The sequence below is a fragment of the Pseudomonas putida genome (assembly GCF_030159595.1).
Classification (GTDB): Bacteria; Pseudomonadota; Gammaproteobacteria; order Pseudomonadales; family Pseudomonadaceae; genus Aquipseudomonas; species Aquipseudomonas putida_AC.
Genome location: NZ_BSKJ01000003.1, coordinates 143399 through 157808, shown reverse-complemented (window position 1 = coordinate 157808; position 14410 = coordinate 143399). Strand labels below are relative to the sequence as shown.

16 protein-coding genes are annotated in these 14410 nt (G+C 63.3%); 9 read left to right on the top strand and 7 right to left on the bottom strand.

Annotation, left to right across the window (positions count from 1 at the left end):
* Positions 1-27: 27 nt before the first annotated feature.
* Together QQL85_RS08070 and QQL85_RS08065 are read right to left on the bottom strand one after the other, a co-directional pair.
* Positions 28-2388 (bottom strand): DNA polymerase II, encoded by a 2361-nt coding sequence (locus tag QQL85_RS08070; protein ID WP_284355942.1) that lies wholly within the window; start codon positions 2386-2388, stop codon positions 28-30.
* A gap of 34 nt (positions 2389-2422) precedes the next feature.
* Positions 2423-3613: an MFS transporter gene (locus QQL85_RS08065; protein WP_284355941.1), complete on the bottom strand. Its 1191-nt coding sequence runs from the start codon at positions 3611-3613 to the stop codon at positions 2423-2425.
* Positions 3614-3730: 117 nt separating this feature from the next.
* Here QQL85_RS08065 and QQL85_RS08060 point away from each other — a divergent pair, with 117 nt between their 5' ends.
* Positions 3731-4627, top strand: a complete 897-nt coding sequence (locus tag QQL85_RS08060) for a LysR family transcriptional regulator (RefSeq protein ID WP_284355940.1) — start codon at positions 3731-3733, stop codon at positions 4625-4627.
* On the opposite strand, the gene QQL85_RS08055 is transcribed toward QQL85_RS08060, so the two are convergent.
* Positions 4608-5528, bottom strand: a complete 921-nt coding sequence (locus QQL85_RS08055; protein ID WP_284355939.1) for a LysR substrate-binding domain-containing protein — start codon at positions 5526-5528, stop codon at positions 4608-4610. The two genes, QQL85_RS08060 and QQL85_RS08055, sit on opposite strands and share 20 nt — an antisense overlap.
* Positions 5529-5687: 159 nt before the next feature.
* On the opposite strand from QQL85_RS08055, the gene QQL85_RS08050 reads away from it, so the two are divergent.
* From QQL85_RS08050 to QQL85_RS08015, 8 genes are all read left to right on the top strand, one after another.
* A complete protein-coding gene (locus tag QQL85_RS08050) occupies positions 5688-6476 on the top strand; it encodes a YqcI/YcgG family protein (RefSeq protein WP_284355938.1) in 789 nt (262 codons plus the stop codon).
* Positions 6477-6478: 2 nt separating this feature from the next.
* Positions 6479-7105 (top strand): LysE family translocator, encoded by a 627-nt coding sequence (locus tag QQL85_RS08045; RefSeq protein WP_284355937.1) that lies wholly within the window; start codon positions 6479-6481, stop codon positions 7103-7105.
* Between the two features lie 39 nt (positions 7106-7144).
* Positions 7145-8227, top strand: a complete 1083-nt coding sequence (locus tag QQL85_RS08040) for a hypothetical protein (protein ID WP_284355936.1) — start codon at positions 7145-7147, stop codon at positions 8225-8227.
* Between the two features lie 137 nt (positions 8228-8364).
* Positions 8365-9060, top strand: a complete 696-nt coding sequence (locus tag QQL85_RS08035) for a sel1 repeat family protein (protein ID WP_284355935.1) — start codon at positions 8365-8367, stop codon at positions 9058-9060.
* A gap of 112 nt (positions 9061-9172) precedes the next feature.
* Complete coding sequence (locus tag QQL85_RS08030; RefSeq protein WP_284355934.1) at positions 9173-9865, top strand: AzlC family ABC transporter permease; 693 nt, start codon at positions 9173-9175, stop codon at positions 9863-9865.
* Positions 9862-10176 (top strand): AzlD domain-containing protein, encoded by a 315-nt coding sequence (locus QQL85_RS08025; RefSeq protein WP_016714697.1) that lies wholly within the window; start codon positions 9862-9864, stop codon positions 10174-10176. The genes QQL85_RS08030 and QQL85_RS08025 overlap by 4 nt, the downstream gene beginning before the upstream one ends.
* A complete protein-coding gene (locus tag QQL85_RS08020; protein ID WP_284355933.1) occupies positions 10173-11006 on the top strand; it encodes an AraC family transcriptional regulator in 834 nt (277 codons plus the stop codon). The genes QQL85_RS08025 and QQL85_RS08020 overlap by 4 nt, the downstream gene beginning before the upstream one ends.
* A gap of 73 nt (positions 11007-11079) precedes the next feature.
* Complete coding sequence (locus QQL85_RS08015) at positions 11080-11307, top strand: hypothetical protein (RefSeq protein WP_003250422.1); 228 nt, start codon at positions 11080-11082, stop codon at positions 11305-11307.
* A 50-nt stretch (positions 11308-11357) separates the two neighbouring features.
* Here QQL85_RS08015 and QQL85_RS08010 read toward each other — a convergent pair whose 3' ends face one another.
* From QQL85_RS08010 to QQL85_RS07995, 4 genes are all read right to left on the bottom strand, one after another.
* Positions 11358-11840 carry a copper chaperone PCu(A)C gene (locus QQL85_RS08010; RefSeq protein ID WP_284355932.1) on the bottom strand — a complete coding sequence of 161 codons (483 nt, stop codon included), beginning with the start codon at positions 11838-11840 and terminating at the stop codon, positions 11358-11360.
* The gene (locus tag QQL85_RS08005) at positions 11841-12449 is read right to left on the bottom strand and encodes an SCO family protein (protein ID WP_016714700.1); all 609 of its coding nucleotides are present in this window, start codon (positions 12447-12449) and stop codon (positions 11841-11843) included.
* Between the two features lie 184 nt (positions 12450-12633).
* Positions 12634-13218, bottom strand: a complete 585-nt coding sequence (nfuA, locus tag QQL85_RS08000; RefSeq protein ID WP_284355931.1) for a Fe-S biogenesis protein NfuA — start codon at positions 13216-13218, stop codon at positions 12634-12636.
* A gap of 57 nt (positions 13219-13275) precedes the next feature.
* Complete coding sequence (locus tag QQL85_RS07995) at positions 13276-14310, bottom strand: acyltransferase family protein (protein ID WP_284355930.1); 1035 nt, start codon at positions 14308-14310, stop codon at positions 13276-13278.
* Between the last annotated feature and the right edge of the window lie 100 nt (positions 14311-14410).

Sequence of the window (14410 nt, the reverse complement as noted above, 5' to 3'; positions counted from 1 at the left end):
CCGGTACTAGATAGCTAACGCCTGCGCTCAGAACAACTGCAACTGGCGACCGGTCAGGGTGGAGAAATCATCGCCAACGAACGGCAGGATGGCGTCGGCAACCGGCTGCAACTGCCGGCTGAGGTAGTGCTCGTAATCGATCGGCGATTGCAGGTTTTCCATCGGCTCGGGGCCGGCGGTAGTGATGACGTAACTGATCCAGCCGCCGCGCTGGTACTGGCGAGGGCGACCGAGCCGGCTGTTGTATTCATCGGCCTGGCGCGCAGCACGCACATGGGGTGGCACGTTGCGCTGGTAATCGGCCAACGGCCGGCGCAGGCGCTTGCGGTACACCAGCAGGTCATCGAGTTCGCCCGCCAGGGTCTGCTTCACATAGTCGCGCACATAGTCGCGATACGGCTGGCCACGAAAGATCCGACCGTACAATTCCTGCTGAAACTGCTGTGCCAGTGGCGACCAATCGGTGCGCACCGACTCCAGGCCCTTGTAGACCACATTCTCGCTGCCATCGGCGCGCTGCACCAACCCGGCATAACGCTTCTTGCTACCCTCGTCGGCACCCCGGATGGTCGGCATCAGAAAACGCTGGTAATGCACTTCGTACTGCAGTTCTAGCGCGCTTTCCAGGTTCATCTGTTGGCGCAAGTGCTCGCGCCACCACTGATTGACATGGGCCACCAGTTCTCGGCCGATTTGCGCCGCCGCCGCTTCACCATGGGCCCCCTTCAACCAGACGAAGGTGGAGTCGGTATCGCCATAGATGACCTCATAGCCCTTGGCCTCGATCAACGCCCGGGTCTGGCGCATGATCTGGTGGCCGCGCATGGTGATCGACGAGGCCAGGCGCGGGTCGAAGAAACGGCAACCGCTCGAGCCCAGCACCCCGTAAAAGGCATTCATGATGATCTTCAGCGCCTGCGACAGCGGTGCGTTACCTTCACGCTTGGCCGCCTCCCGGCCTTGCCACACACGCTCGACGATGGCCGGCAGGCAATGCTGGCTGCGCGAAAAACGCCCGCCACGGAAGCCTTCTACCGAGTGCTCATCGTCGGGCAAACGCAGGCCCTCGACCAACCCTACCGGGTCAATCAGGAAGGTACGAATGATCGACGGGTAGAGGCTCTTGTAGTCCAGCACCAGCACCGAGTCGTAAAGGCCTGGGCGCGAATCCATCACGAAACCACCCGGGCTGGCTTCGTCAGGGCGGCTGCCCAGGCTGGGGGCGACGAAGCCCAGGCGGTGCATTTGCGGGATGTACAGATGGCAGAAGGCGGCCACCGAACCACCGCTGCGGTCTACCGCCAACCCGGTGACAGACGCGCGCTCCAGCAGGAATTCGAGCAGGCGGGCATGGGCGAAGATGCGCGTGACCAGCTCGCAATCCTTGAGGTTGTAGCGTGCCAGGGCGGGTTTGTCTTCGGCGAAACGGCGGTTGATTTCGTCCATGCGCTGGTACGGCGTATCGATGGCCTTGCCTTCACCGAGCAAGGTTTGCGCGACATTCTCCAGGCTGAACGACGGAAAGCTCCAGGTTGCCGAGCGCAGTGCTTCGATGCCGTCGATCAACAGCCGCCCCGGCGCGTCGGCGAATACATGGCCACCACCGGCGTGGCTGCGCAAGGTCATGGGGGCGCCGTTGCGGCCCAGTGCCAGCGGCACCTGCAGCAGCTTGGCGTGCTCATGCAACAGGCGCAGGTCGAACTGGATCAGGTTCCAGCCGATGATTGCATCCGGGTCGTGCATCGCCATCCACTGGTTGAGGCAAGCGAGCAGCCCCGCACGGTCATCGCAATAATGCAGGTCGAAGTCGAGGCCCTCAGGGTCGCCGTTGGCGGGCCCAAGCATGTACACCTGACGCTGGCCGCAGCCTTCCAGCGCAATGCTGTACAGTTCGCCACGTTCACTGGTTTCGATATCCAGCGACACCAGGCGCAGTGGTGGGCGATAACCCGGCAGGGGCTTGAGCTGGGCATCGCAGATCACGCCCTGGTCATCGGGTTGTCCGGCGAACTGCACCGGCGCGGTGACGAAGCGCTCCATCAGATAGCGCTCAGGTGGGCGGATATCCGCTTCGAACACCTCGATGCCTGCCGAGCGCAGGCGTTGTTCCAGCTGCATCAGTTGCCGGTGCTGCCGGCAGTAAAGGCCCATGACCGGGCGTTGGTCGAAATCCTTTAGCTGCAAGGGCCGCAGTTCGGCGCCAGGTTCGTTCGCCAGCAACACCTGCGCGTGCGCCGCTTGCGCTTGCGGGATGAACGCCACCGATACCTGGGGTGCCAGGCGTAGCAGCCGTGGCCCCTGATCGGTGGCCAGCCAGAGTTCCACGCAGGTGCCATCTGGTGTGTCATGCCAATGCCGGGTCAGGACAAAGCCCTGCTGCAACTCCACTGCGTCGACCTCTGCTGAAAAGCATGATTCTACGCTAGCGTGCCCCCGCCACGAAGCCGCTTCTGCGCGCGGCCCAGGCCAACAACCAGGCCACCGCTATCAGCGCAAGCACCACGCCACCAAACCCCTCCACCCCGGTCCCGGCCAGTAACAACCCGCCAATGATTCCGCCCAGGGCAATGGCGCTGTTCCACACCGTCACCAGCATCGATTGCGCCACATCCCCGCCTTCGCCCGCCGCGTCTGCACAGGCCGTCTGCAGCAAGGTCGGTGCGCCGCCGTAGGTCACCCCCCACAAGGCGATGCTCAGGTACATCAGCCAGGACGACGCTTGCCCCAAGGCCAGCGTAGCCAGGGCAAAACCCGCCAGGCTCAAAAGCACCAGCGTGCGCAGATGCCGGTCGACCAGCAGCCCCACCAAACCAATCCCGGCCAGGGCCGACAAGCCAAACACCATCAACACGGTGCCAATGTCCGCTGCCATGCCGGCCGCTGCCAGCAGCGGCACGATATAGGTGTAGAGAATGTTGTGGCCAAGGATCCAGCTGAGGATCACCAGCAGCACAGGCAACACCCCCGGCGTACGCAATACCTGCATGGCCGCCGGGCGCTTGGTGCCAGCATGCCCGGGGTAATCCGGCACCGAACGCAACACCCACACCACCAGTAGCATTGCCACCAGGGTGATCACCACGAACGTCGCGCGCCAGCCCAAGCCCGCACCCAGCCAGGTCGCGATCGGCAAGCCGAGCGACAAGGCAATCGGCTGGCCGAGCATGGCCAGTGCCATGGCCCGCCCCTGCTGCGCCACCGGCACCATGCGCCGGGCGTGGCCGGCTATCAGCCCCCAGGCCAGCCCGGCTGCCGCGCCAGTGAAAAAGCGCAGCACCAAGGTCAGGCTGTTGACGTTCGACAAGGCCGTCAGCCCGTTGAACAGTACGAAGCCGACGATCGCCAGCAACAGCGCCCGGCGCCGATACCAGCCTTGGGTCAGGGTCACCAGCGGGATGGCCGTCAGTAACGAGCCCAAGGCATACGCCGTGACCCATTGCCCGGCCATGGCCTGGCTGATGTGCATGCCGTCGGCGATCTGGTCGAGCAAACCGGCCGGTAACGTTTCGCTGAGGATGGCGATGAAGCCGGTCATGGCCAACGCCAGCAGCCCGCTATGCGGCAAACGTTCGTGACTGGCCGCCAGCAACGGGGCGGAGGATGTCTGGGACATTGCAGAAGCCTTGAGTAGGAAACGAGGCGAACAGTCTGCAAGGCGAGGCCATTGCGGAAAAAGACGGTTACAATGCCGTTCACCTCGGACATCCACGTCCGCAATCAGGAACGCAGCATGGATAGCCTCAGCGGTTTCGTGGTCTTCAATCGGGTGGCCGAAACCCGCAGCTTCGTCGCCGCCGGCCAATCGCTGGGGATCAGCGCCTCGGCAGTGGGCAAGCGCGTGGCGCGCCTGGAAAGCCGCCTGGGCGTACGCCTGTTCCACCGCAGCACACGCAGCATCACCCTCACCGCCGAGGGCACGCTGTTCCTTGAGCGCAGCCGGCGCATCCTCGCCGAAATCGAGGCCACCGAGCAGGAACTGTCACACGCCAGCGAAACCCCACGCGGACGCCTGCGGGTGAGCATGCCGCAGGTCACCAGGCTGGTGATGCCAGCACTGGCCGAGTTCATGGCGCTTTACCCACAAATAGAACTGGACCTGGACTTTTCCGACCGCATGGTGGATATCGTCGGCGAAGGTTTCGATGTGGTGATGCGCGGCGGGCAGCCGGTGGATTCACGGCTCAATGCCAAGTTTCTGGGGCACTTCCAGCACCGCCTGGTGGCCTCGCCGGAGTACCTGCGCGAGCGTGGCACACCGTTGCACCCACGCGACCTGGCGGCGCACACCTGCCTGCATTACCGCTTCCCCAGCAATGGCAAGCTGGAAACCTGGCCATTGCGCCAGGAGCACCCCGAGCAAGCCTACGACATCCCCATCTCGATGGTCTGCAACCACGTCGAGACACGCGCCTGCTTTGCTGTGAACCATCGCGGCATCACCTGCCTGCCCGACTTCAATGTGCACCGCGAACTGGGCAACGGCTCGTTGGTCAGCGTGCTCGATAACTTCATGGAGCGACGCGGCAGCTTCTACTTGCTGTGGCCGTCCGGGCGGCAGATGCCGCCGAAGTTGCGGGTGTTCATCGACTTCATGCTCGAGCGGGTGTTCAACCGTACAGGTAGTTGATGTCCTTGTAGGCCAGCGGTGGCACATGGCCGAGCAGGAAGTCGCGCAGCTTGTGCATTTGCCGCGCCTTGGGGCTGGCCTTGAGCCAGGTCATGTAATACCCGTCGCCGGTGGCCACCGCATGCTTGAACGGTGTGACCAGACGCCCGGCCGCCAGGTCGGCACTGGCCAGTACCAGATCGACCACCGAAATACCCAGGCCTTGCTGGGCAGCCGAAATACCCTGGTCGAGGGTATCGAACACTTGCCCCTGATCGATGCTGATATCCAGCGCGTCCATCCGCGCCAGCCAGCGCCGCCAGTCGCGGCGGTCCGGGGACGGGTGCAGGAACTCGCACTGCGTCAGGTCGGCCAAGGCCGGTTGCGCTTGCGTCATGTAATCCGGATGGCACACCGGGATCAACCATTCATCGAACAGCTTGAAGCTCTCGATATCGGCCGGGAAACGCCCGTTGGCCAGAAGAATGGCGCAGTCGTAGGGCTCTGAGTAGAAGTCCACGCTGTCGATGTCCATCCACACGCTCGACAACTGCACGCTACAGGTGTCTTCGGCCTTCTTGAACGCATCCAGCGCCCTCAGCAGCCAACGCACGGTAAGCGTAGACGGCGCCTTCAGCCGCAGGCCGTAACGATCCTGGCGCAGCAATGCGCAGGCATTTTCAATGATCTTGAAGCCCACTTTCAGTTCTTGCGCCAGCAACCGGCCGTGCTCGGTCAGGCTGAGCTTGGGGCCACGGCGTTCGAACAGGTCGCAGCCGAACATGGCCTCCAGGGTCTTGATGTGATGACTGACCGCGCCCTGGGTCAGGGCGAGTTCCTCCGCTGCGCGGGTAAAGGAGCCATAGCGAGAGGCCACCTCGAAGGCACGCAGGGCGTGCAAGGCCTGAATCCGTTCCGACATGGCGACGTCCCGAGCATGAGTAAGACTAATAGTAGGTCATAGTTCCACGCGTTTTACAACGTCAAGAGCGTCTCGGAAAATGCAGGTAAATAACAAACATAACCAAGATCCTGCCTGCATGTGACTGGAACGTTCACTTAATTAACGCCTGGGGAAATCATGTTTACGGGATATGGAAATTGCTATCGCCTGGATGCGCTGGAGCTAGCCGCTGAACATGGTCGCAATATGCAACACTGGACTTACAAAACCATAGAACATTTTCGCAGCATCCTCGCCAACCCCGACTTTCCCTGCCTGTTTGGCCGCAAGGCGGTAAACGGCGAAACGTGCCACATACTCTTTGCCCGCGCCGAGCAATTGGCCGATGACATCGCCCAAGGCCTGGCCGACTATGTGCGCACCGTCGCCCCTATTCCAGCGAAGCAGCGCATCGGCAGCCCACTGGTGGTGTTTCTTGAAACCGCCGCCGATTACACCCTGGCCGAGCAGCAGGCACTGGCCTGGAAGGTGCTGCGTGGCGTGCATGCGCGCGACCCGCACCCATGGCCCCAGGGCATCCCGACCGACCCCGACGACAACGGCTGGTCATTCTGCTATGCCGGCATGCCGCTGTTCATCAACATGAACTTCCCCGGCCACCAGCACATGAAAAGCCGCAACCTTGGGCACCACATCACGTTCGTCATCAACCCGCGGGCGAACTTCGACGAAGTGGCCAACGCCAACACTGAAAGTGGCAAACGCATCCGTGAGCGCATTCGCGAGCGCGTGCATCACTACAACGACGGCGTCGTGCCCGACACCCTTGGCTTTTTCGGCGATACCGACAACTACGAATGGAAGCAGTATCAACTGCAGGAGGCCGGCTCGCTCAACCCGTCACGCTGCCCGTTCCACGCCCATGCCGCACTCCAGCCGACACCCGACTTACTGATCGAGAACTGACCGTGAATACCGCACTTACCGCCACCTATGCCCTCACTGTCCTGCTGCTGATCGCCACCCCCGGCCCGGTGGTGGCACTGATCGTCAACACTGCGGCCGCCTCTGGTTCGCGCAAGGCCATGTTCACCGCCGTTGGCACCAACTGGGCGTCACTGGTGCTGATCGGCGCAGCGGCCTGGATCATTCTCACCAGCGCCGCCATCGACAAGGCCTGGCTCAGCGCCATGAGCCTGCTGGGCTGCCTGTTCATCGGCTACATCGCCGTGGGCACGCTGAGGGAAGCCCTGAAGGCGCCGGCCCCGGAAGCGGCGAGCGAAGCCCCCAAGGCCGGGCGTGGCGGGCTGCTGCAAGGCTTCATGGTGGGTATTTCCAACCCGAAGGACATCATTTTCTTCATCGCCTTCTTCCCGCAGTTCATCCAGATCACCGAATCGTTCGGCAAAAGCATGGTGGTACTGTCGCTGCTCTGGGTGGCCATCGATTTTGCCGTGCTCAGCCTGTACATCTTCGCCATCGGCAAGATTGCCTCGCAGCGAAGCAACCGCATGATAAGCCTGGCTTCCGGTGCGGCCCTGCTGCTGATCGCCGCCGGTGGCCTGCTGTACAACCTCAAGGAACTGGCGGCCTGAACGTGAAGCGCAACACTCGGTGCTTGCGAAGGAGCGATCATGACCGCGACTGACACGCGCTCGTCTCCTTCGCCATTGCAACAGGACTACCAGCGTTTTCTGCTGCTGGGCAGCCGGCGTGCCCCGCACACCGTGCATGTGCACGAAACCGGCTACCGGTCTGGCACCATCAACACCGATGCGCTCGGCCTACGCTACAGCCATTGTGCCGGCAAGCGCTTTTCCGCAGCCGAACGCGGCGGTGCTTCGCGTATCAACCTGCTGGTCGGCGGCTCCACGGCCCTGGGTATCGGCGCCAGCTCCGACGAGCACACAGTAGCCTCGCACCTGTCGATGCTCACCGGCGAAGTCTGGCTGAGCCTGGCCGGCTGCGGGCTCAATGCCAGCCAGGAGTTGCTGATGTTCCTGACCCACCAGCACCGCCTTGGCCAGCTCCGCCATGTGGTGGTACTCAGCGGCCTCAACAGCCTGGCCCACGAAGCCCTGAGCGAAGTCCTCGCCAGCCTCAACGACCCGCAACACGCCAAGGCCTACCAGGACTTTCTCAACAGCTTCAGCGAAGGCATGCAGCCCGCCACACCACCCCGTCGGCAGTCGCTGTGGCAACGCATCAGCCAGGCGTTAGCCCCCCCTGCGGTCGCAACGCCGGTCAACTGGCCACTCTCGCCCCCGGAAAAGCGCCTGGCCCGCGCGGCTGACAACATTGGCCGTACCTTACGCCAATGGGACCGGCTGCTGGCAGACAGCCACGCCACCCTCACCTTCATCCTGCAGCCGTTGCTGCCCTGGTGCCGGGATACCCTGCCTGCCGGCGAACAGGCCATGCTGACTGCGCTGCAGCAACAACCGGCAAACTTCGACCGACTGCTGGATGGGGCATTCGACAGCCAGCTGCATTCGGCGTTTTTCCGCCGCATCAAGAGCCAGGCCGACCCGGTGCCCTGCTACGACATGAACTGCATGCTCAATAGCTCGCCCGTGTTCGGCGCCGACCTGTTCATCGACCGCCTGCACCTGAACGATCTGGGCAACAATGCCCTGGCCAAGGTCATCACCGCCAAGCTCGGCCTGGCCCAGGAAAAACACGCCCAGCGCAAGGTCACGCCAATCAAGCTCGTCTGACAGTTACCGGGTGGTCTTCCGGCCGCCCGCTTGGGTGGCTAGAATACGTCGTCGTTCCGATTTGCCCGAGGCGCACGCTTGACCGCCATGAACATCGAAGCCGTCCATCCTTGCCTGGCCGCCCATGGGGCTTGCCTGTGAGCCGCATGCGACGCCTGCCCCCGCTGTTGATCGCCCTGATGCCGCTGGTTGCGCACGCGCTGGAGGTGCGCATCGACCCTCATGCCGACCTGCTCTACCGCCAGGCCTTGCCGCTGCTGGAGCAGGCCGACAACCAGGACGACGGCACCAGTACGCTGCGCACCGCCGTAGGCGGCGACCCCGAGCTTAGCCGTCAGGGTCAGGCCCTGGCCCACACCCTGCCGACAGCGGTTGCCCTGCTGAAAAAGTCGGTCGAGCTGGGCCACCCGGTCGCGCAATACCGCCTGGCGCTGTACTACATGACTTATCTGCCCGCCGCGCAAATTCCGGATGCCGCCTGCCCGTTGCTCGAAGCCAGCCTCAAGCAGGGTTTTGCCGCGCCTGCGCCAGCCATTGCCACCTGGTGCCGGCCCTACAACACCAGCAGCGAGTACCGCGATGCGTTGGAGGCCATCCCCAGCATGGCCACCGTGTACGCCCCCTACTACCCACAACCGGCCACCCGGCTGGCCTGCAACCGCAGCCGGCCACAAGGCCTGGAAATGTTGTGGGGGCGCCAGCGCGACTACCAGGCCGAGGTCTACCGCCTGCTCGGTGACCTTGACCCACAGCACCGCCTGAGCCTGTTGCAGAAAGCCGTGGACATCAACGGCTGCGTGACGGCGCAACAACACTTGAGCAGCCATCCGTAGCGCGTGACCAGGCACGGTCCCACAAAGGACTGCGCCGACTAGCAAGATCGTTCAAGCCATCCCCTGCCCCGTCTGGCATGCTGGCCTGCCATGTACTTGCATTGCAGCCACCATGCCCCACATCGCTCGCCAAGCCTTTCTCCATGGCGCCATCGCCATCATGCCGTTGTCCCTGGCCGTCGCCCCCTGGGGTTTGCTGGCCGGCTCAATGGCCATCGAAGCCAACCTCAGCGCCTGGCAGGGGCAAGGGCTATCGGCCATTGTCTTCGCCGGTGCCGCGCAGCTGGTCGCCATCGGCATGCTCAAAGGCGGCGCCAACCTGGCGTCGATCTTGCTCACCACGCTGCTGCTGACGTCTCAGCACCTGCTGTATGGCCTGTCGATGCGCCCGGTGCTTTCCAGCCAGCCACTGCGCTGGCGCCTGGGCCTGGGCTTCCTGCTGACCGACGAGTTCTTCGCCTTGACCAGCCAGTACGACCAGCAGCAGTTCAACCGCTGGTATGCGCTCGGGGTCGGCCTGACCTTCTACGTTGCCTGGAACCTGTTTACCCTGGCCGGTATCCTGCTGGGCCAGAACATTCCTCACCTGGACCAGCTCGGCCTGGACTTCTCCATCGTCGCCACCTTCGTCGCCCTGATCGCACCGCTGGTGCGCAACCTGTCCACAGTGGTGTGCGTAGCGGTCTCGCTGTTCTGCTCGGTGCTGTTCAGCCACTGGCACTGGGAAACCGCCCTGGTGGCCGCAGGCTTGCTGGGCATGGCCGCCGGTTTCATCTGCCAGAAGTTCGCCGGAGCCCGCCCATGACCTGGATTCTGATTTTCGCCATGGGTGCCATCGTGTTCCTCAACCGCTATGCGTTTCTGGAACCACGCCTGCCTCTTCGCCTCAGCTCTAACGCCCGGCAGTTCCTTGGCTTTGCCGTGCCGGGCATGCTCACCGCCATCTGCGGCCCGATCATCTTCATGCCCGACCACCAGTTGAACCTGAGCCTGCTCAACCCTTACCTGCTGGGCTCACTGGTGGCCATCGCTCTGGTGCTGTTGACCCGCAGCGTGTTGCTAAGCATGCTGGTGAGCATGTTGATCTTCTTCTTCCTGCGCAGCTGGCTGGCATGAGCACGCCCCTGCGCGAGCAGACACACCTTTGGCAGGCGCCAGCCCTGGGCGACGTCGAGATGCTGCACGCGCGCTATTTCCAGCAGCGCTTCGCCCCGCATGTGCACGAAGGCTATGTGTTCACCGTGATCGAGTCCGGGGCCCAGCGCTTCTGGCACCGAGGCAGCGAGCACCTGGCGCCGGTCGGCAGCATGGTGCTGATCAACCCTGACGAGCTGCATACCGGCGCCACTGCCCACGAGGCGGGCTGGCGCTACCGTGGCTTCTACCCCGAACACGAGCGGGTCACCGGCGTGCTCGAAGAGCTGGAACTGGGTCGCCACGGCATGCCCAGTTTCAAAGACAGCGTGATCCACGACCCGGCCCTGGCCAACGCCTTCAGCCAACTGCACCAACTGTCCGAAGCCGGCGCCAGCGCGCTGCAGCAACAGACCGCCTGGCGTCAGGCGGTGCTGGCCCTGGTACAACGGCACGGTCAATGCGCCGAACCCTCGCCCCCCGGTCACGAGCCACTGGCCGTGGCTCGCGCCCGCGAACTGCTGGAAAGCCAACTGGCCGACCCACCCTCGCTCGAAGCGCTGGCCGCCGCAGTCAACCTGTCGCCGTTCCACTTCGCACGGGTGTTCCGCCAGGCCACCGGCCTGCCACCGCATGCCTGGCTGAAGCAACGGCGCCTGGCCCGCGCCCGGGAAATGTTGAGGAGCGGCCTGGTCGCTTCGGAGGTGGCGTTTGACCTGGGGTTTGCCGACCAGAGCCACCTGAGCCGGCAGTTCAAGCAGGCGTATGGAGTGACGCCGGGGGCGTATCGTAGTGCTTGCCTTCCGGTTTGAACTGCGTCACCCAGCCCCAGGCAAGCCGGCCGGTCACTGCTACACTGACAAGGCTGATTTGGAGGATCCTGCCATGTCCGAAAGAGAGCTCACCACCCTTCTGTCGCTGATGAACCAGCGCCAGGCCTGCCTGAGCAGTGCCTGCAAGGAGATTGCCGACTGGATCGACCGGCAGGGCGATGTGCCCGCCGCCGGCAAGATTCGCGCAAGCCTCAAGGCCCTGGAGGCCGACGAAGCCCAGGTCCGCAAGACCTTGACCTCGCTAACCCTCGACAGGCCGCTGCCGCGCTTTCGTAGCTGATGAGCGCAGCTGAAAAAGAAAAGGGCCGCTAATTGCGGCCCTTCGATCGGTCAGTGCTTCATGTGCATGTGGTCATGCCCACCGCCGGCCTCGGCGTTGAGCGCACGGACTTCAGCCTGCACCTCTAATGTTTCCTTGGCGCCCTTGGCATCTTCGATGGTCAGGGTCAGTGGTACTTTTTCGCCTTCCTTCACCTGATTGTTCAGGCCCATCAGCATCACATGCAGGCCATTCGGGTCGAGGGTTACTGCCTTGCCAGCCGGCAGCTCGACAGACTTCACCTCACGCATGCCCATCACGTCGCCATTCATGGTCATCTCGTGCACCTGCACGATCTTGGCCACGGGCGACGCTACGCTCACCAGCTTGCTGTCGCTGCTGGCGGTCAGGGTCATGAAGGCGCCGGTGGACTGCTGGTGCGGCACGCTGGCACGCACCCAGGCATCGCTGACGGTGGTCTGGGCCAGCGCCGGCAGGGCCAGGCCCATCAGGACCAGGGCGGCCAAACCGCGTTTGATCGGTTGCATCGACATTCAGCAGATCTCCATCAGGGTGACCAGGTCTTCGGCGCATTCCTTGGCGTTCAGGGAATGGCCCAGGCTCAGGCGCAGGGTGCCACGCGTATCGTAGACGTAGCTGGTGGACGAGTGAGAGATGGTATAGGTGTCACCGGCCGGAACCTTTTCGTAGAACACCTTGAATTCCTTGGCCACTGCGGCAATTTCCTCGGGGGTGCCGGTCAGCGCGGTGAACGTAGGGTCGAAGGCCTTGACGTAGGCATCCAGCACCTCGGGGGTGTCGCGCTCCGGGTCCAGGGTGATGAACACCACCTGGAACAGGTCGCGGTCACGGCCCCTCAGCAGCTTGCGGATTTGCGCCGCGCGCGCCAGGGTGGTCGGGCAAACCGCCGGGCACTGGGTGAAACCGAAGAACACCATCGGCATGCTGCCGTAGAAGCTCGACAGGGTGCGCACGTTGCCTTGGGGGTCCTTGAGGCTGAACTTGCGCCCAAGGATTTCGTTGCTCATGTTCTTGCCGTACTTGAACTCGAGCCCCCGGGCCGGGCTACAGCCTGCCAGCAGGCCAAGCCCGAGAACGCCCATCCCGGCGACAACTGCGCGCCGGGTATATAGATCATTCATGAAACCATCCTTTACAGGGAAGGTGCCGGCCCTCGGGACGGGCCGGCTGAAAAACCGGGGCATTCTGGCATGACACCCCAAGGGGTTCTACCCGACCAAGGCGGGGAAGGCCTGCAGCCCTTTGAATACGGGCTGCGGCCTGTTGTCGCAGGGATTGAAACCGTAACAGTTTGTTGCTAAGGCATCAGTAGTAGGCGTTTTCTTTCTGAGTGTGGTCAGTCACGTCACGCACGCCTTTCAATTCGGGAATACGCTCAAGCAGGGTACGCTCAATACCTTCCTTCAGGGTTACATCGGCCTGGCCGCAACCCTGGCAACCACCACCGAACTGCAGCACGGCGATGCCGTCGTCGACCACGTCCACCAGGCTGACCTGGCCGCCGTGGCTGGCCAAGCCCGGGTTGATCTCGGTCTGCAGGTAATAGTTGATGCGCTCGTTGATCGGGCTGTCGTCGTTGACCATCGGCACCTTGGCGTTCGGTGCCTTGATGGTCAGCTGGCCACCCATGCGGTCGGTGGCGTAGTCGACCAGTGCGTCTTCCAGGAACGGTACGCTGACCGCATCCAGGTAAGCGGTGAAGCTCTTCAGACCCACGGCGGTGTCGTCAGGCTTCTCTTCGCCCGGCTTGCAGTAGGCAATGCACGTCTCTGCGTACTGGGTGCCCGGCTGGGTGATGAAAATACGAATGCCGATGCCAGGCGTGTTCTGCTTGGAGAGCAGATCGGCCAGGTAGTCATGGGCGGCGTCGGTAATGGTTATAGCGCTCATGTAGGTTCCTCACAGACTTGCCGCCAGTGTACGCCAACCCGCTCTTCGAACAAAGTCCTAGCATTTGACTCGGGAAAGCGCATATTCCGCAGCCTGCCCGCGTGGCGCCGCCAGCCAGGCCTGCATCCGCCGGTACAGGCCGCGCTCCAGCCACTGGTAGCTGAACCACGACATTAGTCCAATGGACGGCACGCACAGCGCGAACACCAGGTACGGGTTCAACTGCAGGCGCTGGCTGGCGAACCAGCCGGCGTACAGTACCAACACATGGATCAGGTACACCGAATAGGAACAGTCACCCAAGGCCTTGAGCAGCCGGTTGCCCTGGAACAACGGCTCCAGGGCAATGAACGCCAGCACGATCATGGCGCTCGGTACGCCCCAGTGCAGCAGGCGCTGTGACGCATCCAGGTGATAGATGGCCAGGCCTGCCACACCCAGTACGCCCAGCGGCAACCACCGCCCTTGGCGGATCAGCCCACGGCGGTACAACACGCCCAGGCCGATGCCGAGCAGGAACTCGTAGATGATGTCGTTATTGTAGAAGCGGCTTAGCACACCCAGCCGGCCCAGTACCTCACTGGCCAGCAACAAGGCCGCGGTAACCAGCAGCCGTTGATGACGCTGGCGCACCAGGAAGGCCAGGCCGAACAGCAGGTAGAAGAACATCTCGAAGTTCAGCGTCCAGCCCACGTTCAGGGTCGGGTAGAGGCCATAGCCACCAGGGTTTTCCGCCGGGATGAACAGCAGCGACAGCAGCAGGTGATGCCAGGCGAATTGCTGATGCGGCATCCACTGGCTGAAGGCCAGTAACAGCAAGGCCATCAGCGCCGTGTAGAACCAGTAGGCAGGCACGATGCGCAGCGCCCGGTTGAGCAGGAACTGGCGCGGTTCGAGGGTTTTGTCGCGGGTCGACAGGTAGATCACCAGCCCGCTGATGACGAAGAAGATGTCGACGCCGACAGCGCCGCGGTCGGTGAGCAGTTGGCCGAGGGGGCCGGTGGCGTGGAAGTCGAAGAAGATCTGCATGAAATGGTGGCAGACCACCACCCAGGCGGCGAACGCCCGCAGTGCCTGAAGCGAATACAGCATGAAGTACCCTGCGCTTGCCGGTGCATTGAGGCCTTTGGGAGCGCTTTGCGCTCCATCGCCGGCAAGCCAGCTCCCCCTGGGACTGCGCTTTCCTGAGAGC

Coding starts and splice junctions, on each gene's coding strand:
- QQL85_RS08065 (WP_284355941.1), bottom strand. CDS start 3,613: ATGTCCCAGACATCCTCCGCCCCGTTGCTGGCGGCCAGTCACGAACGT.
- QQL85_RS08060 (WP_284355940.1), top strand. CDS start 3,731: ATGGATAGCCTCAGCGGTTTCGTGGTCTTCAATCGGGTGGCCGAAACC.
- QQL85_RS08055 (WP_284355939.1), bottom strand. CDS start 5,528: ATGTCGGAACGGATTCAGGCCTTGCACGCCCTGCGTGCCTTCGAGGTG.
- QQL85_RS08050 (WP_284355938.1), top strand. CDS start 5,688: ATGTTTACGGGATATGGAAATTGCTATCGCCTGGATGCGCTGGAGCTA.
- QQL85_RS08040 (WP_284355936.1), top strand. CDS start 7,145: ATGACCGCGACTGACACGCGCTCGTCTCCTTCGCCATTGCAACAGGAC.
- QQL85_RS08030 (WP_284355934.1), top strand. CDS start 9,173: ATGCCCCACATCGCTCGCCAAGCCTTTCTCCATGGCGCCATCGCCATC.
- QQL85_RS08025 (WP_016714697.1), top strand. CDS start 9,862: ATGACCTGGATTCTGATTTTCGCCATGGGTGCCATCGTGTTCCTCAAC.
- QQL85_RS08020 (WP_284355933.1), top strand. CDS start 10,173: ATGAGCACGCCCCTGCGCGAGCAGACACACCTTTGGCAGGCGCCAGCC.
- QQL85_RS08015 (WP_003250422.1), top strand. CDS start 11,080: ATGTCCGAAAGAGAGCTCACCACCCTTCTGTCGCTGATGAACCAGCGC.
- QQL85_RS08010 (WP_284355932.1), bottom strand. CDS start 11,840: ATGTCGATGCAACCGATCAAACGCGGTTTGGCCGCCCTGGTCCTGATG.
- QQL85_RS08005 (WP_016714700.1), bottom strand. CDS start 12,449: ATGAATGATCTATATACCCGGCGCGCAGTTGTCGCCGGGATGGGCGTT.
- nfuA (WP_284355931.1), bottom strand. CDS start 13,218: ATGAGCGCTATAACCATTACCGACGCCGCCCATGACTACCTGGCCGAT.
- QQL85_RS07995 (WP_284355930.1), bottom strand. CDS start 14,310: ATGCTGTATTCGCTTCAGGCACTGCGGGCGTTCGCCGCCTGGGTGGTG.